The organism is Acetobacter lambici (assembly GCF_011516885.1).
Classification (GTDB): domain Bacteria; phylum Pseudomonadota; class Alphaproteobacteria; order Acetobacterales; family Acetobacteraceae; genus Acetobacter; species Acetobacter lambici.
The window spans coordinates 1-26,215 of the sequence record NZ_WOTD01000030.1 but is presented as its reverse complement, the minus strand read 5'-3'; the positions used below and the strand labels follow the sequence as shown (position 1 = coordinate 26,215).

The window sequence follows — 26,215 nt, the reverse complement described above, 5'->3', positions numbered from 1 at the left end:
CAAGCTGCTTGAGCTGCTCAACAGACAGGTTGCGCAGGTCCGCGGGAACGCGAACACGATCCAGTGCGGGAAAACGGCCAAGAGTGGGAATCGGTGACGCGGCGTTCTGGTCGGCCATGATCTCAGTTTCTCCGTTCGATCACGTAGTAGGCAAGATCTCGCAGCCGGTCGGCCTGCGCCCCAAAAGGTGCAAGCTCGGCAATGGCGGCTTCCGTCACGCGCGCGGCTTCATTTTTCGCTCCATCAATACCAAGAAGCGCCACAAAGGTGGATTTGCCCGATGCCTCGTCCTTCCCCGCCGTCTTGCCCAGCTCTTCCGCCGTGGCTGTGGCGTCTAGCACGTCATCCGCTATCTGGAAGGCAGCGCCGATGTTGGCACCATATGCTCTCAGGCGCTTACGCAGGTCAGGAGATGCCTGCCCCAGAATAGCACCCGCCTCGGCCGAATAACGGATCAGACAGCCGGTTTTGAGCGCATGCAGGTGGCGGACTTCATCCAAGGGCAGGGCACGCCCTTCACCTTCCATGTCAATCATCTGTCCGCCGACCATACCAGCAGCACCCGATGCCTCTGCAAAGCTCTGGATCAGATCAATACGGACATCCGCACTGGCATGAGTCAGCGCATCCGCAAGAATTTCAAACGCTTTGGTTTGCAGGGCATCACCGGCCAGAATGGCGGTCGCCTCGTCAAATTTGCGATGCGTGGAGGGCTGGCCACGCCGCATGTCATCATCATCCATGGCGGGCAGGTCATCATGCACCAAAGAGTAGGCATGCAGCATCTCAACGGATGCGGCCACTCTGGCGGACTGGCTGTCGGGCACACCAAACAGGCTGGCAGTTGTTACGGCCAGATAGCCGCGCAGGCGCTTGCCGCCACCCAGGGTGGCATAACGCATGGCGTCTATCAGCCTTGCGTCTCCTCCTTTTGTGGGCGGGAGCAGAGCGTCGATCGCGCTTTCTATCACGTTCGCACGCGCGCCCATGTCCTGCTTGAGGAGCGCAGCATCAGTTGCGCGAATGATTGTGGTTTGTGTCGGCTCAGTCATCGACATCTCAGTTCATCGGTTTCATGTCCAACGACCCGTCGGACCGTTGCACGATCGCCTGCACGCGGGCTTCTGCTTCACTCAGCTTGGCCTCACAATGCTGCCGCAGGGCCGCACCGCGCTCATATGCCTTAATGGCATCTTCCAGCTTCATCTGGCCACCTTCCAAGCCGCGCACAATCTTTTCCAGTTCGGAAAGCGCTTCTTCAAAAGACAGCGAAGTGATGTTGTCCGGCATCGTGCGGGCGTCCCTATCCTTCATGAAGGGCAGCCAATAGCGCGAGAAGGGGCCATCTGCCAAGCCTTGCATGTGAATGGCAGATGGAATTTCAGCTATGAGCGAAAATTATCCGTCCTGCACACGCCGTTTGATCGTGAAGGAGAAAATACCATTTTCATCTGCGAACGAGACCAGAGCGTGCCCAGTCTCCCTACAGAAAACCTGAAAATCAGACACAGAGGCCCGGTCTGTCGCCAGAACACGCAGGCGCGCTCCCCCCGGAAGCCCACGCAGCACACGATTGGCTTTTAGGACGGGCAGGGGGCAACTCAAACCCCTTACATCAAGAACTGTATCGGTCATGAAAACACTTCTACTTGCACTCAGTTCATGTGGCCAAACAGGCCTTCTGGTCAGTCACCCGCCCCCTCACAACGCCGGATCAACCCGTCAGCCTGCGAGGCCGGAAGCCGGTTGCCACAACGTAGAGCTCAGACGAATCCTTGCGGCTGGCAGGGGGCTTGGCGTGACGCACAAGAGAAAAAGCCTGCTTTAAGGTATCCAGCATTGCCTTTTCCGATCCACCCTGGAACACCTTGGCGACAAACCCACCACCTTCAGCCAGGATCTCGAAAGCAAAGTGCAGAGCTTCCTCGGTCAGGCCAATAATGCGGATGTGATCAGTCGGCCCATGGCCCGTTGTATTGGGCGCCATGTCTGAAACAACGAGGTCGGCCTTCCCCCCCAGCATGGTTGTCAGGGTTTCGGCCATATCAGGGTCGGTAAAATCACCTTCTATAATGTCCGCTCCGGGCACAGGGTCCACGGGCAGCAGGTCAACACCAACAACCCGGGCTGCGCCGCGTTTGACCAGAACCTGCGTCCAGCCACCCGGTGCAGCCCCAAGGTCCACAACCCGCATGCCGGGACGGATGAGACCAAACTTATCATCCAGTTCAATCAGTTTAAATGCGGCTCGGGAGCGCCAGCCCTGTTTATGGGCGGCCTGCACGTATGGGTCATTCAATTGCCGCGCAAGCCATTTTTGCTGGGCGGTCGTGCGGCCACGCGCGGTTCTCAGGGCAACTGTCTGCGTGCGCATTCTCTGCGGGGCATCGGAATCGTCCTTTGCCAGCTTGCCGCCGGGGGTCGCGCTGCTTTTGCGTGCCCGCCCGGGGACACGCAGTGTGGAAGAATGCCCTGATGAACGGGGTTTCTTATCGCTCATAAACCTGTTGCCTGCATTAAATTCTGTGTGGAAAGAGCCTGTCGCACATGCTGGGGCCGCGTAGAGCGGCGTGACGTGGAGGTGGCTTTGCGCAGCATGCGAAGAATCATGCCATCTCGTAACCCACGATCGGCAACAATAATATCCTGCATCGGCCATATATCGTGAATAGCTTCAAAAATCGCGCAGCCAGGCAGAACAAAAGGCGCGCGGTCCGGGCCAATGCAGGGGTGATTTTCAATGTTGGCCAGCCCCATATGCTGCAATTTGCGCATAGCAAGGCGAGCGCTGCTGGCAGGCAGCAAAGACCCATCCACCGCAGCACGCGCATAACGCGGCAGGTTCAGAATAAGACTTGCAAGCGTTGTAACCGTACCACTTGTGCCGATCAGCCGCACATGATTGCGACGAATCTCGGATCGAATGCGATGAACACTCTCAAACTCATGCAGGAACGTGCGTGTGTAATCGACCATCGCGCGGTAACGGGCGGGCGTCAGGTCTTCCATTGGACCGAACTGCTCGGACAACGTGACCACCCCTACGGGCAGACTAAGATAACCGATCAGGGATTCAGTTTGCAGCGTGGGTTCCGTGCGTATCCATGCTATTTCAGTCGAACCGCCACCGATATCAAACAGCAACGCTCTACCTCGTGGCGGGCCAAAGCGGTTATTGTGAATAAGATTGGCGCAGCTTTCGACCGCCAGACTGGCTTCTTCCCTGCCTGAGATAATATGAATATCAAAGCCCGATACAGCCTGCGCCCGCTCAACAAAAGCCTGCCCATTAACAGCCCGACGGCAGGCCTCCGTTGCAACAGCCTGAAACATCCCAACCTTCCGACGCGCTAGCCGGTCCGCGCAAATCTGCAAGGCCTCGACCGTACGGTCCATAGCATCATCACTCAGGCGGCCAGTGTGATGCAATCCTTCTCCCAGCCGCACAGTACGGGTAAAACTGTCCACAACCCTAAAGCCGCCAGCCGTCGGTGCGGCTATCATCAAACGGCAGTTATTAGTGCCCAGATCCAAAGCCCCAACAAATTCAGGCTCGCTTCCCACACCTGCAGTGGGAGATAAAAGCCCGTTGACCGAAGGGCCGGCCACGGGAGGAGGATGATCCATCTGTCCGGTCCTTCAAAAGCGAGGGTTGCAATGATCCTTACCTATTCTGGGGAGCGCAGCGGTCAGGGACAAGATAAATATGCATGCAAAACAAAATTCTTTTATTGAATGGGGTTGCAAGCCCATAATGACAGTGCTAGTAGAGCGTCAACGGCACGGAAGTGGTGTTTTACACTTCGAAACGTCGTCCTGCTGGGGGATAGTTTAGCGGTAGAACTACCGGCTCTGACCCGGTCAGCCCTGGTTCGAATCCAGGTCCCCCAGCCATTTCTCCCCTTAAGTCATTGAAATCATTGGCAAAAATTTCCACCTTTTCTGAGGGCTGGTGGAGAACTTCTCCACTTCCTTCTCCACCAAGGGTCGGATGGAGATGTTACGCAAGGTCGGTCGCTCCTATCATTTTCGTAGAAAAATTCCTCTGGTCGCACGTCCATTCATTGGAAAACAGGAACTCTGGTTCTCTCTGGATACATCCAACAGGGTTACTGCCACAGCACGTGGTGGTATGATCTATGGACAGGTTGAAGCAATTTTTGATGATTGTCGTCGCATGTCCAAAGATGAAGAATATGTAAGATTGCTTGAAGTTGGATTGACTGAAGCGGAATCTATTATTGCTGAACAGGAAGAACGTCTCTCTATCCTGACAAAGCAAAATGAACTTCGACGCTTCATGGAATGGCTCTCTCTCCATGATCGCTTCCAATCTTTCATTGCAGAACAAGCGACCAGAATTAAACAAATCAGCCAAAATCTGGAAAAGATTACCCATAAGCAGGAAGTCACGCAGGCTAGGTTGGAAGAAAGCCGTGAGAGTCGTAGCGAATTAACAGAAGCCCTGAAACAAATGGCTTCCATTGCATCCAGCATGATGCAAATGGCTCAAAACAGCCAAATTGCACCAGTCATTCAACAGCAGATGATCAAGCCACAAAACAGTCCATTGCTTTCAGAAATTGCTGAAACCTACATCGAGACCAAACAAAAAGATTATAAAAATGACAGAGATGTAAGAGTTCTCCGCAACACCTTCGCAATGTTCATGGAAGTCATGGGGGATAAGCCTGTTGGGGAATATACCGGCAGGGATGCCCATGAATTTATCCAGACGTTAAGGAAGCTTCCAAGAAACTATGGGAAAAGCTGTTATTACACGCCAATTCGAGATTCCATTGCTGCGGCCGACTTCAAAGACACAAAAGGAGAAACCATTGAACGCATGAGTGAGGTGACAATTGAAAAGCGCATCACATTCATCAATGGTTTATGGGACTTCTTGCTACCAATCGAACATGTCCAAAAAAATATCTGGAAAGGGTTTAAGTTCAAAACAGAAACCATTCGACATGTATCTGACTGGTCAGAGGAAAACCTTATTAAGCTAACTAATTTACGTTTTGTAAGTAAGGCCGTATCACGTCAAACCTATGCATTTATTACAGCCATCGGGGCTTATAGTGGAATGAGGCAAGGGGAAATCTGCCATCTTCGTTGTGAAGACTTTGTTCATACCGATGATGGATGGGTTATGTATGTGCAAGACCATGAACCTACAGAAGTCGCTGGAAAGCTGGTTAGGTTCTCCCCAAAAACAGAAGCAGGGGAACGTGTTGTTCCTGTGCATCCAGAACTTGTTAAAGTGGGCTTAATCAAGCATGTAGAACGTATGAGGAACGCGGGGAAAACATTTATTTTCCATGATTTGACACCATCCGGCTCCATGAACCATCTATCCACAAAATTTCAAAAAGCCTTCAGCCTTCATAAACAGAGGGCAGGGGTCACAGACGACACTGTTTTCCATTCGTTCCGTCACAGTGTTTCAACCATTCTCAGAAATGAAGATGCGACGATTCGAGAGGTCTGGATTGATTCAGTCCTGGGACATATTGGGGATAGCTCCAAAAAGTCCCAAGGCATTACGACTTACCTGCATAAAATTGGCATTAAAAACCTGAAAAAGACTATCAACAGGATTCACTATCCTGAGACCTTCCAGATTTCTAAACTATTCGAGTGATCGGTTTTTTCAGCAGGCTTCCTGTTTCAATGCCTCAAAAATACTGCTCTGGCGTGTGAACTGGTTTTGCTGTTGCATGGACTGAACACGTCTGACCAATGTGGCTAAAGAGACACCCGCAATGGAAGACGCATGTCTGTAGCTTTTCCCTGATGCTAAAAGGTCTAGAGCATGTTGTACCTTTGCAGAACTGGCTTTGGGCCTTCCTATGGGACGACCTGTTTTCGTTCCATATTTCTGGGCATGGTCGATGCCACTTCTGATGCGCTCATTAATCGTCTCACGTTCATTCTGGGCAATGACAGACATCAGCAGATAACTGACACGGCTTGACCTGTCTGACGTATCCACACCCTCTGTCAGACTTCTGACTGTTATTCCTTTCTGGTCAAACTCTTCTAAAAGCCTTGCCAGATGGGCTGTTCGTCTTCCAAGTCTGTCCACCTTCCAAACTGTCAGAACATCCCCCTTGTTTAACAGAGACAGCAAACTGTTTAACTGTGGCCTGTCTTCTGTTGCACCGGAAATGACATCCATAAAAATTCTTTCTTTCGGAATCCCGGCTTCCAGCAATCGACTGACCTGCATATCAGTCGACTGGTCTCTGGTGCTGACACGTGCGTAACCATAAATCATTGCACACCTCCAAAGACGTGCAGGGCTGTCACTCTGTCCGCAAGGAAATAGCGGGCCAGATAATCTCCCAATGCATAATCATCAGGCAAGTAGCTCTTCAGGATAGAAGCACAGCTACAATCAAGGTCACGATTGAAATAGGACAGGCGATTTTTGCCATCTCCCTTTATGATTTCAATGTCCCTTAAAACACCTTCCAGAAAAGCCACTATGAAAACGGATAACTGGTCTTCGCCATATTTTTCAATAATCTGAGGAGCGAGCACGTCCAGAATATTCTGGATGGCATCAGAATGATATAAATCTAATAATTTATAGGCTTGGTCTTCTATCGTGCCTTCAAGCTTGTTGCTTTTGGGATATACCGGGAATTCACGCAATGCGGAAATATAGGCTTCCTGCATTGTCTTTGTAATTTTAGATGATTGCAGGAATGTCCTAAAGTCTTTCACATATCCTGGTGCGATGTCATCAAACCCCTCAACAGGTGAAAAAATATGATGGACGGTCAGGTTTTTCGTGCGGAATGTAATTTCACTCATAAAATGTCTCCTTAAATTGTTAATCAGGGATTATTTTCTAAAATACTTTTGAATATACAATATTGAATACGATTTTCCCTTTGTATTTATATAATAAGGGTTACGTATTCAAAAAGTCAAGTTTTTGGAACAGTATTTATTTAAGAATTTTTACCATTACCTGAAATAAGCTTCCGAAAGAAAATTTTTCTATCCCGGCTCTCAGCGCATGATTGTTGTGGTATGATCCTTTCCATGATGAACCGGCGAATATCCTTCCAGATTATTCCCTGACAGCTTTGGCTGTCTGTTCTTCATCCTTCCTTATTAACTGTTCTGTTTTTCATTCTGACAGGACAGGTGCGTTCAATTTCTGGAGGTAGACTATGACCATACGACCGTCACTCTGCATTTCTTCCCTTCTCAAACAACAGGAACAGGCAGATGACCCAAAGCAATACTCCCGATACACAAACCGACACTCTTTCTTCCGAAGCGTTTCTTGAAGAACTCCTGGGCATTGTCCCGGATGAGGAAAGCCCTGTTGGTGAAGAAAGGTCAGGCTTTGTCAGTCTGAAAGTTCTCCCCGAAGACCATAGTTTTCCTGAAAATTCCTCCTCAAGACGCATTGACCGTTTTGCCAGCGTCAGAAGGCTGGAAAACCCTGTCAAACTCCATACCCCACGTAACTTTGCCACCCTGAAGGCAAGGGTTCTGGAAGCCTGTCCTCATGCTCCACAGGCTGTTGAGGTGCTGGCCTCCAGTGATGAGGAATGGTCGGAGTGGGGAAGGGTTGTTCCCATGCGTCCCGTGCTTCTGGTTGGGCCTCCGGGATGTGGTAAGTCCACAGTGGCAAGGCTTTACCATGAAATGGCTGGCTACCCTGTCAAAACCATCAATGTCTCCGGCATGACTGATGCCCTGTCCCTGATGGGGGTGCATCAGAGTTTTGGAGAAGCCAAGCCTTCTCTGGTCACGGAATGGATGGCAGGCACGGAACTGGCTAATCCCTGCATTATCCTGGATGAAATCGACAAAGCCCCAAGGGGTGGACAGCATGGGAATGTGCAGGATGTCACGCTTCAGTTCCTTGAAGGCATGGAAGCCGGGTCGTTTAATGACGTGTATCTGAACCTGCCAGTCAATGCAGGTTATGTGCGTTGGGTGCTGACAGCCAATGACCTTGCACAGGTGTCAGAACCTCTTCGTTCCAGATGTCGGATTGTGCATGTTGAACAGCCACAGGGTCAGGATGTCATTCTACTGGCTCGCAGGATTATGGCAGAGATTGCCAGAGAACGTGACCTGCTTCCGCAATGGTTCACCCTGAGCCAGGAAGAGGAGGAACTGGTGCAACGCTACTGCACCAAAGACCTGCGTTCCATGCGTCACTATGTTGAAGTCATCATGAAAGACCAGATGACCTATTGGAAGGTAGCCTGACAGCAGGTGATGGAATGCCACTCATTGGGGTGGCATTTTCTGCAAAGTGTTCGATATGTTTGAAGTTATTCATGAATCTATATTACAATAAAATTGTATATATACATTGGAGGATTTTAAATCATGATTTTAAAAAAGGTAAAAAATGAAATTGGTGCAACAGCCATAGAATATGGGCTTATTGCATCGTTAGTGGCTGTTGTTGCTGTTAGTGGCATGTCCGCAGTTGGCAGGAATTTATCAAACACCTATTGCACAATATCCAAACATCTAGGTGGGTCTGGAACCTGTTCAGGTTCTTTTACGGGTAATGCTAATGGTGGTGGTTCTACAGGAGGGAGCAACTCTACTGGTGGTAATGGCAATGCAGGTTCTTCTACTGGTAGCGTGAATAGTACAAACTCCTATGCTGAAGGAGCCACAATGGATGACGTGAATAATAGCTTAAAAGATCAATTAGATTCTGATCATTTTCCTACTTTATATGGAGGAAATGATTATGCCGGTGCTTATACAATAAAAGCATGGGACGGTGATGCAGTGCCAACTTTTGCAGAGTATATGAGAAACATAAATGCGACCGATCCTATTACAAATGTTTTTGGTGCATATAATGCAGATACTGGAACACCTGTTACTGATTATAATACTGTTTTATCTGATCTTCAAAGTGGAGGCTCGACAATTAGAACTGGACATAATGGTGATGGAAACATTCTAGAAGTCACGACAGCTTCGGGAAAGGTTTATTCTCTTCAGGCTGATCACGCTGGATTTTCTCCTGGCATTGGTACTGTTACTCAAAAAGAAAATCCATCTAAATAAGGAACTAAAATAAAAAACCACCAGACCGTTTTAGGAGGGGGTCTGATGGTCACTTATGTCGCTACAACATAAAATCATTATTTTATATATAAATGATAATGTCAAGAAAATAAATTATAAAAAGTTCGTTTTTCTTGAAAATATGCAATTCAATTCAGTATTATATATTTAAGGCATCATAGTTATATGGTGTTTAATATTAATATTTGGAGGATTTCATATGAAAACTTTACTTAAAACTCGCAAAAATGAAATTGGGGCAACCGCTATCGAATATGGTCTGATTGCTGCCTTGATTTCTGTAGTAATTATTACCGCTGTTACATCAGTTGGTGGAAACTTGAAGGACACATTCACTAATGTCGGTTCTGCTATCGCATCTGCTAATTCTGCTGGTTAATCCACAGAATCAATCACAAGACTTTAACGGGGAACCTTTCGGGGTTCCTTTTTTTTATGCGTATCTCTTTACATTTTTAATGTGTTTCCATGGTTTTCAACGTCTGAATTAGTCTGTTTCATCCATGTCATGGCTTCATTTGTATTCTGAAGAATTTTCGCATTTTCTGCGTCCATCCTCCTGTTCTTCCAGTCTGTTAATTTGTCTTCCAGATAGTCCACATTTATGGAAATCATCTGTGTCAGAATATCCTTGCCATGCAGGTTCAGGAAATTCTCAAACGTGACAGAATTCCCGTTCTGTTCGGCATGAAGCTTCTGATAATTTTTGTAGGACGATTTGTATAAAAGATAGCTCTGGAACAGCACTTCGTCCTGCTGGTCATCGCTCATCATGTTCCATGTCGCATCACTGATGGGAGCAGGAAGCCCAAAATTAATGGCAACAGGATAAACCTTCTCTCTGATGGTCACAGTGCCACCAAACAACAGGCTCAGAAACAGTTCCACCAGCAAAAGCAGAATGTTGCTGTCAATGCTGTTGTTCCATTGGTCGAGCCAGTATTCCTGGTCTTTAAGGTTCTGATAGGCCCTGCGATAAAAATACCAGTCTGCTTTTTTGGCGTCTTTCAATCGGGTTTTGATGTCCCTGATATAATCCGGGGTTATCAGAACAATATGGGACAGGCTGGCAACATGGGTGATGCGTCTGTTCAGTGTTCCAGTGCAGACAATCTTTTTAATATCTGGCTTTGTGCTGACAGGATTTGAACCTGTTGCTGTGCGATGGTTTCGAGTAACTGCTGTATCTGGTCGATGGGTGAGGGTCTGTCTCCTGTCTGGTTGCTCATCAGGTCGAGAATGTTCTGTGTGTTCCTGTTCGCTCCATAGGCTTCCTTGTAGGTCTGCCGGTATAAAGAAATTCTCTTGGCCTGTTCCGAGTTCTGGAAGTGTTCTGTCATTAATTTTTCCTTTCTTTTGAATGTCTGCATACAATGGGAGGTCATACCCCCTGACGTAGTCCACAGCCTGTTTTGCTGTGATTTTCAGAGGGTTCCCCTCTGCTTTGGAGGCCATGTTGACCAGCCTGTTCAGCGCATGAACATTGCCCGTCTGGTCTATGACAACCGGCCCCTTATCCCCTATAGCCAGAAAACAGCCATGAGCCTTTAACTGCTCTCTCAGAATATCCGGGTTATAGCCCTTCCAGCCTTTGAGAGTGATTAAAGCCAATCCAGCCTTATCAACATGGGTGCGTTCCTGTTGGGCACGTTCCTGGGGCTTTAATCGGGCCTTAGGTTTCTGAATGTCCCAAAGTCCTGCATCCCTGAGTCTCTGGGCTTGGGCTGTTTTCCCTTCTGCTTCTAAAGCCTTGATGACAGCACGATTATGGGCACCAGGTGTTATGGTTTCCCCTGTGCGAAGTTCTGCCAGTCTGTTGATTTTCTCACGTCTGGCATGGTCATTGTCCATGCGAAGACAGGAGCCAGATGGCAACAGCAGAGAATAAACCCTGTGTCTGTGTTCCCGGCCATGTTTGACATGGATGGCTTCAGAGAAGGGCTGTTTTGTGAGAGAAAATTCTTTCTCATAATCCTGCCAATAGGCTTCCCATTCCTGAGCCGTCCAGTCCTTCGCAGGGTCAGCGTGAACATGGTAGAGAGGTTTGGAGTGGCTGGCATATTTGCCTATGCTGGTAAGCTCTTTAATCTGGTCTGTAATACCCTGCTGAACCAGACCACGTGACGCACCGGCAAAGGTGGCATCGTTCTGCTTTTTGGCATCGCGGAGATGACGCCAGAGGTTATACCCTCCCTTGCCTCGGGTGGCTCCTCCTATCATTCATGTCTCTCAAGCTTTCTGCGTAGCGTATCGAGATTGAGCACAGCCTGACGCACATCAGGAATAAGCTTCTCGGCCTCCTCATGCGCCATGACATGACCATCCTGACGTGTCCTGATGGCATACTGAACCAATGCCCCACACAGTTCAGCCGTGCTTTCCCTGAGCCTGTAGAGTTCCTTGATGTATTCCGGTTTGGGTGGTGTGCGTGGACTATAGGCTTTGACTGGCTTGATCCTCTGATATGTATCAGAGGGAGAAAGAGCACCAGCCAGACACTCACGCACAAGACTGTTGGCTGTGATGTCACGCTGTCTGGCACGGTTTATGATGCACGCATATTGCTCATCATCCAGACGAACCAGTAACGATTTTTTCAGTTTTCTTTTTTCGCTCATGCAATGGGTCTCCTGCTTAAATGGGGGTCAACGGGGGAAAAGCATTTTCCCCCTTGCCAGCTACCAGAAGACGCGAAGCGGATACTGGTATGGCTGGCTATAATCAAAAGATAACAAAAAGGATGGCAAACAAGATGAGAAAACATAAACAGGGATAAAAAGGTATTTTACGGGTATAATGCAGGTGCTTTACATAAAATGTGTTACAAGAACGAACACGTAAACACAATTTTGTGTTGATGTGATTTTACAAAAATAGGGCAATAGTCAACATAAAACCCTGTTGACTATGAAAGGAAAAACATAAGGAATGGTCAAGCGGGAACGCTGTTGACTGTTTCCTGATTTTTCTGTTGGCGTGACTTCCTGCGAATAACCTTGCTGACAGCCTCCTTGAACGCATAGGCGTGTTTTTTAAGTTCCGCGAGGTCTTCAGGATTGTCCTGGATAACGTCCAACAGGGTTTCAAGGTCCTGGAAGATGGAAGGAAGGGTTGTAATCTGTCTTCTGACACGTTCCCTGTTTACGGCTTCACTGGTGACACGCCACCATTCCAGCACCTCTGCTTTTTCCTGTTTGGTGCATTTATCCAGAATGTCACGGGAAACCATGGAATAACGGCAGGGGAAAGAGCCAAGGGTTTCCTTGATGGCTCGCTTCTTTTCAGGGCTGTATGCCCAACGACTGATTTCCCATTTGGGTGTGCCTTTGTTCTCTAATAATCGAAATTGCATTATTAAAATCTCCTTATAAAATAAATGGTCAACATTTTATAAATATGACGTTCAAATATAATTATAAGTAAATAATAAACATAATTTCAAATATATTGATTTGCTCATAATTATAATATTATAATAAAAATCAATATTTATATTTGGAGAATGGATGTGAGAATAAATTGTTATAGGGGAATGGCAATAGGACGAAAACGAATAAGGTTTGTTGAGAAAATGCTTACACAAGGCAATTACCAGTTGGTCTATGATTTACTGTATTATAATGGATACGAATACATTCAAATTGCAATCTTAAATGGTCAGCATGTGCTTTTATATGATCTTCAGGAATGTCGTGACAGATTGTTAAAAGAATGTGAGGAGAAGGGAATTATCCTTGATTTTCACTCTGATGAATTTTCAGATGAAAATGACAAATGGCGTCTCGAAAACAATCTGTCAAATAAGCCACAAGCAGGGTCAGAATATAGAGTTTTACGTAATGCAAAGACATATAATTTTATAAAAGACCCATTTACTCCAAATTATTGCCCTCACATATTTTACCATGGTTTAAGTTGATAAATATTTAATAAACCATTAATCGCATCAGTATCAAAAATATTGATACCATCCTCAAATTTTGTTTCATTATAATCTGATTGAATGAAATATTCCGTAATAAGATTAATATTAATATTAACTTTCAATTCTTCATGTTTTTTAATTGAAGTCTTCAGCATCTCACCTCTTATATAATTTCCAGCCTCCTCTTTTGTAAGTAGTTTTTCGCAATTTCTACCATTAATAGAAATACTAAAAAGAGGAATTGTTCTGTCTTCTTCAGAGGGACACACGCTTAAAATTCGAACATCACACATATTTTTATGCCTAACATTTAAGATTTTGAGAAAATTAAATAAAAAATATTATCTTTTAACTGCTTTCCGTCTGCGCTTCACTTCAGGGATTTTTGTCACTGGAATCAGTTCTCCCTGTGATTCTACCTCTTCAGCCTCTTTTTTTCCCAGACCGATTTCTTTAGCCAGTTTTGAACGTTGTTCACCATAAGCCGGAGCAACCATTGGATAATTAGATGGTAAGCCCCATTTGGTTCTGTAATCAGCAGGTGTCATACCAAAAGCTGTCATGAGATGACGTTTCAGCATCTTCAGCTTTTTTCCATCTTCCAAACAAATAATATAATCAGGAAAGACAGATTTCTTAACAGGAACAGCCGGTGTCAGAACAGGAGCTTCTTCCGGCTTATCCTCAATAGAAGCCAAGGCATTATAAACCTGATGGATAAGTTCTGGAATCTGTTCTGTTGGTAATGAGTTGCTGGCAAGAAAGGATGCCACAATATCTGCGGTTAAAACATGTAAGGTGTTTATACCCTTTGTGTCATTATCAGACATGGTATTTTCTCCAAATATATTATTTAATATAAGAAAACGCCTTAAGTTACTACTCGAAAAGACAATAAGCAAGCTGGTATGATGTTAGGCAAAACAGAATGATTGAAAGTGATAAAATTTTATCGATGATTATCCCTGCATACCCACATGTTCCTCTTTCGCGAACTGTTGCCAGCGATGAGCCGGAAAGGGAATAACCTGAGCTGATACGATTGCAATTTCTTCAAACTCATCCACTAGTTCCCCAGCTAACTCTTTGCCAATATGTGTGGCCGAGTTCATGTAAAGCTTCATATCCACCCAATGGCACGTGTTCATCCAGCCTGTATCAAGATTAAAAGCCTTGCAGGTGTTCAGAACCATCTGAGCATCAAACGCCACATTAAACGCATAGACAGTCCTTCCAGATAGATGTTTGACCACTTCAGGGTAAATCTCCTGCCATGTTGTGACACTCTGGTTTCCCATAAGTGTGGCTCGTGTGAAAATATCTTTCGTCATGTGATGGTGGTTACTGGCTTCCTTCTGAATGGACACAGAAGGCTGGCAGAAACGATTATATAGCAAATTACCCTTATGATTGGTTATCGTAATCTGAATCACCTGGTCATCGTTTTCCCGACCAGTCGTTTCAACATTCAGGACCAGATACGCTTTTGCAGGAATTTTCTTCTTTTCTGACATAGGACACTGAGCCAGTTTTTCCGGCTTTTCTATCTGTCTCAACAGGGCTTTCACTGCGTTGTCAGTGTCCAGACTGGTCATGAGACGGGAAAAATCATTGTTCCACCAGAGCATGGAAATCTCTGCGGGTTTCAGTCCTTCCCAGATGTCTTTCAGGATGGTTTTCTGAACCTGAGAGAAGCAGTTCCTTAATTGCCCAAGAGCAGGCATCAGCATCCTGTCATACCCAAAATCCATACGTTTTTTGGTGATGAAAGGCTGAAGATATGGCTGAACCAGTTGTTCCAGAACTTTACGCTTATAACCAGCCTTGTCCTTGACGTTTGCAGGAACGTCTATGAAGTTTGGAAATAAACCCAGAATGCCATATCCAGTCTCTTCCACTTTATCCGCAACAGATGTTCTTGGTGCGTTTACCATGACAAAATCACGAATGTAAAAAACCGTGGAACGCCCCACCTTACGTTCATCAGAAAAACAACGCAGGTAACGTCCTGCCAACGGACAGGAACGCTTATCCGGGATTCTGATGCCTTCAGAGAGCAGGGAAAAAACAGTGCTGTAATTTATCATAATATTACTCCATTCAATAACTCCTAAAATATACGTCATTTATAAACTATATTTATAGTTATTGCAATGTTTATATAAATTATTATAAATAAATGTATCAGATAGTTATAATATTAATGGAAATAATCAACAGGTTTGTTTGTTGTTTCAGTGGTGTGTTTTGCATGAAATGGTCAACAAGGTTTTCTGTTGACTAATAAGAGAAAAAACACAGAAAGGTTCAACAGAAAACCTGTGCGACTATGTGTTGAAAAAATCAGAAACAGACGAAATACCCCAGATATCATTCGGAAACAGGTTTTCTGGAATAACCTGCATGGGGAAGCATTGGACATGCTGTTTCAATGAGAAATAAGCCATGGAGAGAAACTAAACAGACTTTCAAGGAAGATTAACCCTTCACGGGCAAACCATGCTTCTACGGTTCATTTATGAAGGAAACCGGAAGTTCACTACAAAGCAAAAAAATCTGTAGTGACCTTTGAAACCGGAAACAGATTTTCCAGATGAATCTGGTGAACCAGATAAAACGCGAAATAAGCCACACACAGACACGAAACAGGAACGAAGGGTATAATCTTCCCTGAAAGGGTGAAAATCGTCTCCACGGGTCAATTATGGAGATTTACGGGGGATATGGAACGAACCCGATAGAAGGAAATTACATGAAACTGAAAAACGTGCCTGATTAGTCTGAAGGTGATAGGGAAAAAGAAAAGAACCAAAAGAAAAAAGAAAAAAAAGAAGGATGGGTGGATTTCATAATCCATAGTTATCCGTCCACACCTGTCTCACGTCAAAAACAAAACCAGAACCTTACAAAGCTCCTGATTTTTTCATTCTGTAATAAGTCGCTCTGGAAATGTTCAGGGCTTCCCATGGTTTGGAAACTGACAGATTATTTTCCGCAAGCCATGCTTCTCGGCTTTGTCCCTGACTGGTTGGTCTTTCTACATTTCCCTGTTCATGACGTTTTATGCGTTTTCTGAGCAATCTTTCCTCATGGTCAATGAGGACACTCAGATGTTTCATTTCCTCGCGGGTAATGCCTAATTTCTGAATGATGGTCTTTGTGCCAGTCGTGTAGCCCTTGTGTCGCTTTTTGGCTGAATAGTCCTGACCAGCTTTCTTGTAGAGGGTCTGCATGGCATTGTGCATATGTTTGGCAAGATATCCCTCATCAATCACGCCTTCAGCCCATTGCTCCAGATTGGAGGGAAGATTGTCAGGGTTGGATATCTGAGCCAGAAGAATACCAGCTTCATGACAGAAAATATCACATTCCCCTTTTCTGACTGGCCCCCTGTAGCGCAGGAAACCAAGCGTTTTCAGGTCATACAGTCCTTTCTTGGCCCATGAGGCCCATCCCTTGAAACCCTGGGCTCCACGTTCATCAGGAACAAGCTCATTGGTTTTCCTGCGAGCCAGATATTCAACCCTGGCTTTTTCACGTCTCTCCTGTCTGGCTATCTTCTGCTTTTTGTAATCCTCGTATTTCTTTGGAAGAACCATGTCGCACAGGGTCGAGAAGTCATAGAACTGACCTCTGTAATCAAGGAACTCGCATCGATGACGCCTTGGATGCTGAGAGTTCACACTCCCAGGAAGACGAAAGACACGCGAAAAATCATAGGTTGCCTGGTCTGCTCCCCATGGGATGAATTTTCTCAACAGTTCTCTGTGGGTAGCCTGAAAGCGTCCCTTGCATCGTGCTGGAACAGGACATTCAAACGTATAATGCAGATAAATACCTCTGCCAGAACTGAGGATATTGGAGGGACGAGGAATGTTGTTGTCATCGCAGAACTTGAGCAGGATTTCATAATTCTCCCCAAGGTCGTGATATTGAATGGTGGGGTTGGTTTCATATTTGTAGCAATCAAGGTCGATGCAGATATGGTCAAAAACCGCGACAAACTCGCCCCTGCGACTGCATTTGTAAAACCAGTTCATGGAGATATAGGAATCTTCAATGTCCTGGGCCATGTCAAAAACGGTTTCGTATTCCGAGATATGGTAAGGTTTATCCCACCACGTTCTGCCTTTTGCATCAGGCTGTTTTAATTTCTGACCCATGATGAAAAACAGATTTGGATTGTAAGGTTTGAACCTTTTCATCCTCCAATCGTATGGATATCTGTCGAGTGCTACTTCAGGTTTTTTAAATGCTAATCCCATAAAATTCTTCTCCTTTAATCAGGATGAAGAAAAAATTACGAGAACTACATTTTTTACTTGACTAATTCATTTAAATACTACATAATCAAAATCATAAAACGTGGTTGTTTTGTTCTCGGTGGCCTCTTCTCCATCGCATTTGTTAAAGCTGGATGTTTGTCGCATCTGGCTTTTTCCATTATTAAAGCATGAAACGTTAATTTATGCAAGTGAAATATAAACTGTATTTGTAAATAACATAAAACCTTCTCAAGATTTGTATGTTTGTTATCCAATTTCTGATAAACATCTTTTTGGACATTCTTTGTCAAACTGGCTGTTGAGCCATTCCCTGCAATATCCAGTCTTCCTTGCCTGTTTCTTTGTCATACTGGTTGGACAGGTCTGTTCAACAGGGAAGGAAGCATATGGAAGACAACACGAAAACATGGGGTATCAGGGGAATTTCTGCTGATGTCCGGCAAGCTGTGATTACACAGAGCCAGAAGCAGGGCATGAAAGCTGGAGAATGGTTGACAGTGGCTATTCTGGAAAAAATCAGACAGGACAGAAATTCAGGGAAAGCCCTGGTGGCTACCAATGGGAAACCTGCTGTCAGTGCAGAGGATGCCTCTGCTGTTCTGGCTTTGCTGGAACGTCTTCAGGGCATGGGAATTGAACCTCCTGACAGAATGAAGAAGCAGGCAACTACGTTGGTCAGGAAGTGCATGACCTCAGTTAAACAGGGAAATATATGACAAAAAATTTTCGGAAATGATTAAATAGTTTCCTATCCCATTGGCTCGTCATCCAAGAATAAATCATGTTTATGCTTCGTAGAATCAAAACAAGCTAAACGGTCATTAAGAGAGTAATATCCAATCTGAGTTTGTCGTGTGTTTTTATATTGTTCATGAAGGAATATATATATATTAGTAAATATTATATTCTGACAATTCGATTAAATATATTGAATCTGGGGGCATATTAAACGAAATACTTCCTTCTATCAAACGGCCCTTTTGAATATCGTATTGCATAGAAATATTACGTAATTCCTTGTATTGCTCCTGTGTAGGAGATAAAGGCTTTTGCATTTTTTCCCATAATTCCTGAGCTTTATCTTGTTTGGAATTGTAGGTTGTAATTTTAAAATATCTATATTTCCTATTAAATCTAAGAGTAAGTTTTTTATCTTTGTTAAATCGAGAATAATTCCATGCCAAACATACGATTTCTTTTTCAGTATATGTAGCTAAAATTTCTTCATTATCAATATTTATTCTATTGTGACTTAATTTATTTAAAAAATGAAATGCATGGAATGCCGGTTTAGGAATGCCACCTTGATCAAGGAGCCCAAAATAACTACTCCCGAAACCTTGTACGGGTCCATTTTCTTCAAACGTGCTATCAAATACCCAATAACTTAAAATCTTAGCTTTCCCAATGCATTTATAAATTACAGTCAAAATATATGCAGGGTTATTAGATGACCATTCAGTGACAAATAAAGGTAATTGAGGAAGCCTAGAATGATTGATTTTATCTCTAATGTAAGAAACTGCTTTAGGAATTACCTCATCTCTAGGTAAAAGATTGTTGCTATTGAAAACTTTATCTTGAGGGTCAGCCTCATAAATATGTGATGAAATAAAGTCAGGTTTACAATTCTCAGCAACGCAAAAATCAATGAACTCTGAAACCCATGCCATCTGTGCTGTAGCTGGACCACCGACACGGAAGAAATTGTTAACTTTCTTAATCGCATTCCAACTATTTTTATATAAATTGAAATACTGCTCCTGCGATCCCGACCAAAAATTTATATTTGGTTCGTTCCAAACTTCAAAATTCCACGAAGAAACTTCATCAAATCCATATCTTGAGGTTAGGTGCTCAGTGAGATTTTTTATTAAATTAAACCACTCCTCCATATTTTTTGGAGGAGAAGTGTTTGCTCTATACCATAAAATATCTGTATCACTACTGCGTAGTGGAAGGGGCATAAAGCTCAACTCTACGAATGGTTTCATACCAATTTGTATAATGTTATCAAAAATTTCATCAATATATAAATAGTTCAATCGATCCGAACCATTGCATGTTTCACGGCAAAGCCCCATTTCATCATTTAATAACCCATGAAATCTGACGGCCTTAAAACCACAATTTTTTTTCACAAATTGCAGATGTTGCAACCAGTCGGATCTAAAAGCCACGATAGCTCTATCTGAGCCAATGCATTCTTTCCAATAATGAGTGAAATATCCTATTGAGCCAGAAAGGAATATATTGATCTCGGTATCAATATCAGAGGCAATTGATACCGATGGAGATATAATTGTGGACAAAATGATAGATAAATTAATGTCCCTTCTGGTAAGCATAGGTTTTTCCACAACTCTAATCTTTTTTTTCTGTATCTATGGACGGTATATTATTTTGTTTAAGAAATAACATTTCCCAAAGCTCCCGACACCGGAATATAAGTAGTTTTTCAGCACGACTTAAGTCATTAATATTCTTCCCAGAAAAGTATTCAGACCAAAATTTTATTTTTTGTGGCCGAGAGGGGATGGAGCACATATGGCGAAACGCAAACCACGGATTTGTGAGAGCATCTGAAAATGTCAGTGTTGATGGCACTAAAACGTCTAGCGTTTCTTTGATTTCCCTGGTTCTAGACATGATGAAGGGTTCATCCTTTTCAAAAGGAGTTTGGAACCAACCTATTTTTTCCATCCATTTATATCGGAAGCTAGTTTTCCGGATAACCAATGGTGAAAAAATCAAACCAGATAATGCAGGAATATACCAAAACCAAAGCCACGTTTTACTCATATGTAATATTTTCATAGTGTTGTTAGTGGCTAAAGGCATAATATGTTCAACGACGATATAAAGAAGGAAAAGTCCGAAAAGACTTACAGGGAAAAAGTGTTGGAAAGTTTCTGCATACGATACACTTCTATCTTCACGATCCTGCTCTCCCCAATGAATTTTCCGTCCTTTAAGCCAGTAAAAAAGGAACTTTGATATCTGTGTCATTGTAATGGGCGCGATTGCCATTCCCAATACAATAGACAACATATACGACCATAATAATTTACCCAGACCACCAAATCCCTCTAATTGTTTTTTCTTATAGAAATAAAGTGCATATACAGCAAAACGTGCAATAAATGCAAAAAAGAAAATAAATAAAGAGGTATTAAAGAGCCATGAAAACTTTTGTCTTAGTATATAAGTTTGTAATGGATGTTGGAGAACATATATCATCCCAAATATACTACCAATGTAAAAAATCAAACCAATCCATGCATTGAAATAATGAAGGGATGATATGAATAGATGCTTCATACCATTAGCTGAAAGACGTTTCATTCGGCACACGCGTAACCAAAAAAGGGCACCATACATCCAGCGTGTTTCACGCTTCATATCATCAATGAGATTTGTTAACTGATCTTCAAAACTTTCCAGATGAGGTAACAACCATACTTCATAGCCTGCACCTTCGAAAAAGGCAGCTTCCACGAAGTCATGAGATAATGGTCGTCCACCTGGAAATGGAGGTTTGGCCTCAAAATAAGGTAAACCTCCATGTTTCATAAACGCATCAACACGCAAAATCGCATTATGCCCAAAATATTGACCTCTACCCATTTTAAAAAAGTATTGACCATAGAAGCTAACAACAACACCAAAGACAGAACCAAAGCTGTTCATTCGTGCATATAAAGTTTTCGTAATAACCCCATAATAAGTAATTTGGATAATTGCCGTATTTTCGTTTCCTTCAATTATTCTAGCCATTTCAGATAATGTCTTTCCTGGCATAAGACTATCTGCATCTAACATGACCATGAACTTGTAGTTTTTCCCCCATCTTTTTATAAAATCAGAGGTATTGCCAATTTTGGCATCAATATTAGAAATCCTGTTTCTATAGATTATATTTACATTCGGATATTTTTCTAACAACACTTGGTAGACATAATGTTCTTGAAAAATGATGTCTTCTTTTCTGCTATCTGATAGTATTATAAAATCAAAATGTGAGAATTCCTTGTAAGCCCTTAAGTCTTCAATCATCGCACCTAAAGCAGCACCAACACGCCTAATATCTTCGTGGTAAATTGGTATTAGTAGAGCTACTCGTGTGTCCTCACATAAATCTTTTTGTTTATGCACGGGATTATAAGGGTCTTTTTCTGGTCCCCGGAGTGCAGCATATAAACCAAACCACATTGTGATGAAATATGATGACCCTACAAATCCAAGTAGAAAACTACATATTGAAAATGGTATTATAAAATATTTTGGATAATTATACATTACCATAAAAAATATTAGAACAAGAACGGAAAAAACATTAAAAGCAGTTGTTAGTATCCATAATACTATCGTTCTTTTTTTACTTTCCTTCCTCCAATCTAGGACTTCATGGTTTTCTGAGGAATTAATATAGGACATAATTAACCAACGATTTTTTTATATTAACATCATCATTATCATGAGAAGAAAACCTCGCCCAATTTCCAGGAGGAGGTCCTCTATCACCTAAACTTTCAAATATAATTTTTCTCAACTCTTCCCAAGATGAAACACTTTCATTGGTAATATCAATACCGCCATCCTGAGCAAAGATAGATAAGTCAACATTAAGACTGATGTTAATATTATTAATACTGTTCATAACATGCCTGTTTTCTATATTTAACGATAATTATTTGATTGCTGCACCCATTGCGGCAGGATATCCAACACTCATAATAATATTAACAGCTTGCTGTAGAGTTACACTGCGAGCCGGTGGGATATAAACCAAATCTTTGTCACTAATGGGGAACGCTTGTGCAGCTTTCATTCCTTCTGTTTTGTCAAAATTAATCCGATAAATCATGCGAAACGCATGTTTAAATACAAATATGGATCTGCCCTGGGCTGCATTTGGACTCATGTCTCCCGCACCTGCGATGACATCTGCCAGAGATGGTGTTTCATCAAACGAAACCATTGTTGGTGTTTTCCAACCAGCTCCTAAACACAACGCTCTGACAATAGAAGTATGCTGAAGAACCAATCGGTCCCCAGAGTGCAGAGGAATCTCCTGAGCCAAGGCTGTTTTCATTGGTACATTATAGCTTTTCCCAAGTCGGATAAGCACAATGTTATTAACGCCCAAATCACTACCCTGTTTGGAGGGGTCAAAGACCTTAAAGCCACCAGCCCGCGCGATAGCTTCGCTGATATCGATACCTCCCTCAGACCAATTAAGGACTGTTGGAGCATTCACAGCCCCCATTACAACGATATTTTGAGCTTTATTTTCCTCAATGTGCAAAGATGCTTCAGCCTGTGGAAATAGCTGTGTTCGGCTATAGTGTTCAGCAATTGTTTTCTCGGCATTTTGAAGAGTCATGTTTTTTACATAAATCTGTCCGACATAAGGCAAATCCACTGTGCCCCGATGCGAAACTGTATAATGTCCCATATTACGTGCTTGTGGGACATTTCCCAGCACAATATCTGACTGGCCAGATGCAACCCACAATGAAAGGTCGAGTGTATCTCCTGAGGAAATGGTAATTTCTGTAATATTTGGTTTCTTTAAATCTTGTAAAACTTTATCTAATTCTTCTTGCTGTTTTGCTATCGCTTCATTCCATAACTGAGATGCTATATCTTCGTTCACGTCTTCAACTGGAATGGAATTCGTCTCTTTGTCTAAAATCAAGGATGCATGAGGTCCTGTAGACGGCATGAATTCACATCCCCCCAACAGCAACAGAGAAAATGTGCTTATAGGGAAAATCTTACGAAAAAGCATTGAATGGCTCCAAGTATTGTTCATTATTTGAAGTATTTATTTAACTACGAGGTAAGCTACATAACTCATAGCCATGATACTTATTGCCCATAACAATGCTTTTGGCATGGTTGCATCACTGGGACGAACAGAGCTTTCGACTATGTCTACATGATATGAGCTTCGATAGGCCAATTGCTCGATATCTTGGAGATTCTGATCATCCATCTGGATAACGTTAACGTCCTCCAATATGCTTTGCTTCAACTCTGAAAACTTCTCATAGTTTTCTGATAAGTGGTGTTTTATATAAGAACTCTGGTCTTCAATGTTATGATCCAAAGTTGTTAATTGAGCTTTAAGCATAGCCAATTCCTGCGAACGTTGAGCAAAAAATTGTGCTGCCGTAGCCTTACTATCTAATGTTACTCGAATTTCTTGAAACTTATTAATCAACTCAAGTGTGTTTTTGTACAAAACATCATAATCTGCAATACCATACTGCTTCTGATATGATTCCATTATACTCAGATCAGTCGCCAATTTTTCACGATCAGATTTAACGTGTTCTTCTAATTTTGTTCTTTCAGTCTGATAGGCACGGATACCTGAAGACTGAAGCTGTTTTTGGGCAAACTCAAGAACATTAGAATTCACTTCATATGAGAAGTTAGGGTCGTAACCCTCAACATTAAGTCTTACCAAGCCACTTTCATCATTCACTGATGCAATAACGTGCGAACGATAATAATTCCATAAGCTCACCTGGTTTGAAGAAAGGAGAGTCCGAAGTCCACCAAAACGTGAGAGAAAATCTCCCTTTGCCCAATGGGATGATAATTTATTTGTACCTAGATTATGAAAACATTCCCAACTTTCAGCAATTTCTTTAAAAATATATGCTCCTGGGGAAGCTTGCCCACCCAGCCCAGCACCTCCACCACTACTACTATCGCCAGAAAATGCGTACACACGGACTATTGCTTCACTCTCATAGCGTGGAGTGGCCCAAACAAAGAGATAAAACGCTGAAGCCAACGATGGAATACCACAGACTGACCAAAAAAGACGTTTTTTATAGAAAATCTGTGTTGCGGTCATATTCCCTCATCGTAAACTCAAAGTAATATTGAAACGTCCTCACATAAAAGATTTAGGTGTGGACAATAAATATGCAGTTTTCCCCTATACCAGAAACACATAGTTCTGATATTATAGAATAAGTGCAGTTTGTTTAGTTATATTTCGTATAGAATGGCTGTATCAAAATGGAGCAATAAATATGGAGAAATAGAATGGATTATGGCTATGCCCGCGTATCAACTGACGACCAGACCAATGACCCACAAATCAAGGAACTGGTGCGTTATGGTCTGACCTCCAGCACAATCAGGACAGAGAAAATTTCTGGGAGTGTGCTGGCGAGCCGGAGACCTGTGCTCTCAGAACTGCTCAAGGCTCTGAGGAAGGGGGATACGCTGACAGTGGTGAAGCTGGACAGGCTTGGCCGTAATGCAGTGGATGTCCTGTCTTTGATTGATACGCTTCACGAAAAAGCCATAAGCGTGCGTATTCTCAATCTTGGGGTTGATACAGCCAAACCATCGGGAAGGCTGTTTCTGACCCTTCTGGCTGGCTTTGCGGAGTTTGAGAGGGAGATTATCAGGGAACGTTGTATAGCTGGTCTGGAATCAGCCAGGGCCAATGGTGTGCATCTTGGGAGAAAGAGTTCCCTGACCAAACATCAGAGAACACACGCTCAAAAGCTCAGAGAGGAAGGGAAGTCTGTTAGTGAAGTGGCTCGTATCCTGAACACATCACGAATGACAGCATGGAGAGCCATGAACCCCACTCAGACTGCATCATAAACCGCAGTTCTGGTATGCTTGCAATGCAATACTGAAAAGCATTTTGTGCGTATCCCAGAACTATGGGGTTTCGATACACGACCCATCGTGGGAATCTTCCCATCACGAAACCCCGACCATCACTTCCAACCTAAAATCCAAAATGATGAACAGATTCGGATGGTGTGGCTGTAAAACGCAATAAGCCTCCAGACAATTCGTTACTAAATTATAATAATATTATGACACTATCGTAATATATCGCTTTCAAGATGGTTCCGCCTTGATACTAAATAATAATTTAGGATTTATGAAAAATTTTATCTAAAAACTGTGAGCAACAATTTTGATCGGGCAGGGGTCTAAAAGTTCACATTTTCCTATTGCACGATGCCCTGTGTTTATATAAAAAGGGGCTTGGCGAGGTGGTAGTTACTCCACTTTCATATCCCCACAGGCTAACGTGGAATGCCTGCAAGCTATTGATTTTACTGACTAAATGGCTTTTTGAGTTCTGGTCCCAACCGGTCCAGGTCCCCCAGCCATATTTTCCCAGAATATATTATTTTTTATGCAATCCGTATTCTGGGTTGCATTTTTTATTCCATTATATCCTGTCGCAATGCTTACAAAATTTCCAGACACATGAGTGCGGGTACGGTTTGTTCGTAAGTGTAAAGAGCTTGGACTGCCGCCTTAAAGCAAAATCATCTTGCCCCAGACCAATATATAGACCCGTTCAATTTTTTGCAGCAAGCAAGTCACCGAGCTTCGCCACGATTAACAAAACCCACCAGAAAACCGAATCATTGCACAAAACTTAAAACTTCATTAAACTAACACCCAAACATGAGGTGGAGGCACACCAAGGTAATTTACAGCCTGCATGAGTTCCGTCTGTTTATTGATATACTACATAAATATAGCATTGGCATTAAAAGACGGGTGCCAAACATATCCGCAGCCTATTTAGGCATTCAGGCACACCACAAAACCCCAAAAGGGTGAAATTCTGTTAACAAACCCTCAATGCACTTGATATTGTCCAGATTTTATTCTTTTGTGGCAGCGTAGATGAATAAAAAGTGGGTGATGCGTTTGATATTCTGACCTATGTAGCAGTCTATAAATTCTGGCATAGCTACGTTGGTTTATTATCTTAGAGCCTGAATCAGAAAGCGGTTTGATTGATTTTTCGCAGAACTCTGCGGATATGGGCAATCATCAACCACGCGTGGGATGACGAGATTGTTGCCTCGACATCCTTCGTGAGGCGACGGCAGCGTCCGAG

General features: G+C 43.3%; 26 protein-coding genes, 1 tRNA gene and 1 pseudogene. 8 read left to right on the top strand and 20 right to left on the bottom strand.

Annotated features, from left to right (window positions below; genetic code table 11):
• Positions 1 to 122 precede the first annotated feature (122 nt).
• The 5 genes from GOB86_RS11545 to GOB86_RS11525 all read right to left on the bottom strand — a co-directional run bounded on the left by GOB86_RS11545 (position 123) and on the right by GOB86_RS11525 (position 3,627).
• A complete protein-coding gene (locus GOB86_RS11545) occupies positions 123 to 1,058 on the bottom strand; it encodes a polyprenyl synthetase family protein (RefSeq protein WP_165992476.1) in 936 nt (311 codons plus the stop codon).
• Between the two features lies 1 nt (position 1,059).
• The gene (locus tag GOB86_RS11540) at positions 1,060 to 1,314 is read right to left on the bottom strand and encodes an exodeoxyribonuclease VII small subunit (protein ID WP_194301183.1); all 255 of its coding nucleotides are present in this window, start codon (positions 1,312 to 1,314) and stop codon (positions 1,060 to 1,062) included.
• 84 nt (positions 1,315 to 1,398) lie between these two features.
• A complete protein-coding gene (locus GOB86_RS11535; protein ID WP_165992474.1) occupies positions 1,399 to 1,635 on the bottom strand; it encodes a sulfurtransferase TusA family protein in 237 nt (78 codons plus the stop codon).
• Positions 1,636 to 1,714: 79 nt separating this feature from the next.
• Positions 1,715 to 2,500: an RlmE family RNA methyltransferase gene (locus GOB86_RS11530; RefSeq protein ID WP_165992473.1), complete on the bottom strand. Its 786-nt coding sequence runs from the start codon at positions 2,498 to 2,500 to the stop codon at positions 1,715 to 1,717.
• Entirely contained in the window at positions 2,497 to 3,627 is a 1,131-nt protein-coding gene (locus GOB86_RS11525) for a Ppx/GppA phosphatase family protein (RefSeq protein ID WP_165992472.1), read from the bottom strand. The genes GOB86_RS11530 and GOB86_RS11525 overlap by 4 nt, the downstream gene beginning before the upstream one ends.
• 193 nt (positions 3,628 to 3,820) lie before the next feature.
• Between GOB86_RS11525 and GOB86_RS11520 the strand changes: the two genes are divergently transcribed.
• Together GOB86_RS11520 and GOB86_RS11515 are read left to right on the top strand one after the other, a co-directional pair.
• Positions 3,821 to 3,894 (top strand) — tRNA-Gln (locus tag GOB86_RS11520).
• A 103-nt stretch (positions 3,895 to 3,997) separates the two neighbouring features.
• The gene (locus GOB86_RS11515) at positions 3,998 to 5,647 is read left to right on the top strand and encodes a DUF6538 domain-containing protein (RefSeq protein ID WP_165992471.1); all 1,650 of its coding nucleotides are present in this window, start codon (positions 3,998 to 4,000) and stop codon (positions 5,645 to 5,647) included.
• A gap of 9 nt (positions 5,648 to 5,656) precedes the next feature.
• On the opposite strand, the gene GOB86_RS11510 is transcribed toward GOB86_RS11515, so the two are convergent.
• Positions 5,657 to 6,283: a recombinase family protein gene (locus tag GOB86_RS11510; RefSeq protein WP_165992470.1), complete on the bottom strand. Its 627-nt coding sequence runs from the start codon at positions 6,281 to 6,283 to the stop codon at positions 5,657 to 5,659.
• On the bottom strand, positions 6,280 to 6,825 hold the full coding sequence (locus tag GOB86_RS11505) for a hypothetical protein (protein ID WP_165992469.1): 546 nt from the start codon (positions 6,823 to 6,825) through the stop codon (positions 6,280 to 6,282). The genes GOB86_RS11510 and GOB86_RS11505 overlap by 4 nt, the downstream gene beginning before the upstream one ends.
• 423 nt (positions 6,826 to 7,248) lie before the next feature.
• Between GOB86_RS11505 and GOB86_RS11500 the strand changes: the two genes are divergently transcribed.
• The 3 genes from GOB86_RS11500 (at position 7,249) to GOB86_RS11490 (ending at position 9,472) form a co-directional block, all read left to right on the top strand.
• On the top strand, positions 7,249 to 8,247 hold the full coding sequence (locus tag GOB86_RS11500) for an AAA family ATPase (protein WP_165992468.1): 999 nt from the start codon (positions 7,249 to 7,251) through the stop codon (positions 8,245 to 8,247).
• 123 nt (positions 8,248 to 8,370) lie between these two features.
• Positions 8,371 to 9,072 (top strand): Flp family type IVb pilin, encoded by a 702-nt coding sequence (locus tag GOB86_RS11495; protein WP_165992467.1) that lies wholly within the window; start codon positions 8,371 to 8,373, stop codon positions 9,070 to 9,072.
• A gap of 220 nt (positions 9,073 to 9,292) precedes the next feature.
• The gene (locus tag GOB86_RS11490) at positions 9,293 to 9,472 is read left to right on the top strand and encodes a Flp family type IVb pilin (protein ID WP_165992466.1); all 180 of its coding nucleotides are present in this window, start codon (positions 9,293 to 9,295) and stop codon (positions 9,470 to 9,472) included.
• A 68-nt stretch (positions 9,473 to 9,540) separates the two neighbouring features.
• Here the strand turns inward: GOB86_RS11490 and GOB86_RS11485 are convergent, their stop codons facing one another.
• From GOB86_RS11485 to GOB86_RS11475, 3 genes are all read right to left on the bottom strand, one after another.
• Positions 9,541 to 11,313, bottom strand: coding sequence for a hypothetical protein (locus GOB86_RS11485; RefSeq protein ID WP_165992465.1), 1,773 nt, complete (start codon positions 11,311 to 11,313; stop codon positions 9,541 to 9,543).
• Positions 11,310 to 11,711, bottom strand: a complete 402-nt coding sequence (locus GOB86_RS11480) for a hypothetical protein (RefSeq protein WP_165992464.1) — start codon at positions 11,709 to 11,711, stop codon at positions 11,310 to 11,312. Before GOB86_RS11480 ends, GOB86_RS11485 begins: the two co-directional genes overlap by 4 nt.
• 314 nt (positions 11,712 to 12,025) lie before the next feature.
• Positions 12,026 to 12,445, bottom strand: coding sequence for a hypothetical protein (locus GOB86_RS11475; protein WP_165992463.1), 420 nt, complete (start codon positions 12,443 to 12,445; stop codon positions 12,026 to 12,028).
• Positions 12,446 to 12,664: 219 nt separating this feature from the next.
• Here GOB86_RS11475 and GOB86_RS11470 point away from each other — a divergent pair, with 219 nt between their 5' ends.
• A complete protein-coding gene (locus tag GOB86_RS11470; RefSeq protein ID WP_165992462.1) occupies positions 12,665 to 13,012 on the top strand; it encodes a hypothetical protein in 348 nt (115 codons plus the stop codon).
• Here the strand turns inward: GOB86_RS11470 and GOB86_RS11465 are convergent.
• The 4 genes from GOB86_RS11465 to GOB86_RS11450 form a co-directional block, all read right to left on the bottom strand.
• Positions 12,994 to 13,311 (bottom strand): hypothetical protein, encoded by a 318-nt coding sequence (locus GOB86_RS11465; RefSeq protein ID WP_165992461.1) that lies wholly within the window; start codon positions 13,309 to 13,311, stop codon positions 12,994 to 12,996. The genes GOB86_RS11470 and GOB86_RS11465 overlap by 19 nt on opposite strands.
• 48 nt (positions 13,312 to 13,359) lie before the next feature.
• Positions 13,360 to 13,848 carry a MucR family transcriptional regulator gene (locus tag GOB86_RS11460; RefSeq protein WP_165992460.1) on the bottom strand — a complete coding sequence of 163 codons (489 nt, stop codon included), beginning with the start codon at positions 13,846 to 13,848 and terminating at the stop codon, positions 13,360 to 13,362.
• Between the two features lie 129 nt (positions 13,849 to 13,977).
• The gene (locus GOB86_RS11455; protein ID WP_165992459.1) at positions 13,978 to 15,105 is read right to left on the bottom strand and encodes a 3'-5' exonuclease family protein; all 1,128 of its coding nucleotides are present in this window, start codon (positions 15,103 to 15,105) and stop codon (positions 13,978 to 13,980) included.
• A gap of 816 nt (positions 15,106 to 15,921) precedes the next feature.
• The gene (locus tag GOB86_RS11450) at positions 15,922 to 17,283 is read right to left on the bottom strand and encodes a hypothetical protein (protein ID WP_165992458.1); all 1,362 of its coding nucleotides are present in this window, start codon (positions 17,281 to 17,283) and stop codon (positions 15,922 to 15,924) included.
• Between the two features lie 407 nt (positions 17,284 to 17,690).
• Between GOB86_RS11450 and GOB86_RS11445 the strand changes: the two genes are divergently transcribed.
• On the top strand, positions 17,691 to 18,020 hold the full coding sequence (locus GOB86_RS11445) for a hypothetical protein (RefSeq protein ID WP_165992457.1): 330 nt from the start codon (positions 17,691 to 17,693) through the stop codon (positions 18,018 to 18,020).
• Positions 18,021 to 18,194: 174 nt separating this feature from the next.
• Here GOB86_RS11445 and GOB86_RS11440 read toward each other — a convergent pair whose 3' ends face one another.
• Genes GOB86_RS11440 through GOB86_RS11420 form a run of 5 tightly spaced genes read right to left on the bottom strand, consistent with a single transcriptional unit; the run spans position 18,195 to position 24,178 of the window.
• Positions 18,195 to 19,664, bottom strand: a complete 1,470-nt coding sequence (locus GOB86_RS11440) for a GH39 family glycosyl hydrolase (protein WP_165992456.1) — start codon at positions 19,662 to 19,664, stop codon at positions 18,195 to 18,197.
• Between the two features lie 4 nt (positions 19,665 to 19,668).
• A complete protein-coding gene (gene mdoH / locus GOB86_RS11435; RefSeq protein WP_165992455.1) occupies positions 19,669 to 21,741 on the bottom strand; it encodes a glucans biosynthesis glucosyltransferase MdoH in 2,073 nt (690 codons plus the stop codon).
• Positions 21,728 to 21,964 (bottom strand): hypothetical protein, encoded by a 237-nt coding sequence (locus GOB86_RS11430; protein ID WP_165992454.1) that lies wholly within the window; start codon positions 21,962 to 21,964, stop codon positions 21,728 to 21,730. The genes mdoH and GOB86_RS11430 overlap by 14 nt, the downstream gene beginning before the upstream one ends.
• Before the next feature lie 30 nt (positions 21,965 to 21,994).
• Positions 21,995 to 23,098 carry a polysaccharide biosynthesis/export family protein gene (locus GOB86_RS11425; protein ID WP_165992453.1) on the bottom strand — a complete coding sequence of 368 codons (1,104 nt, stop codon included), beginning with the start codon at positions 23,096 to 23,098 and terminating at the stop codon, positions 21,995 to 21,997.
• A 36-nt stretch (positions 23,099 to 23,134) separates the two neighbouring features.
• A complete protein-coding gene (locus GOB86_RS11420; protein WP_165992452.1) occupies positions 23,135 to 24,178 on the bottom strand; it encodes a hypothetical protein in 1,044 nt (347 codons plus the stop codon).
• A gap of 194 nt (positions 24,179 to 24,372) precedes the next feature.
• Between GOB86_RS11420 and GOB86_RS11415 the strand changes: the two genes are divergently transcribed.
• The gene (locus GOB86_RS11415; protein WP_165992451.1) at positions 24,373 to 24,945 is read left to right on the top strand and encodes a recombinase family protein; all 573 of its coding nucleotides are present in this window, start codon (positions 24,373 to 24,375) and stop codon (positions 24,943 to 24,945) included.
• Positions 24,946 to 26,095: 1,150 nt separating this feature from the next.
• Here GOB86_RS11415 and GOB86_RS11410 read toward each other — a convergent pair.
• A pseudogene (locus tag GOB86_RS11410) lies at positions 26,096 to 26,215 on the bottom strand (IS5/IS1182 family transposase); the annotation flags it as partial.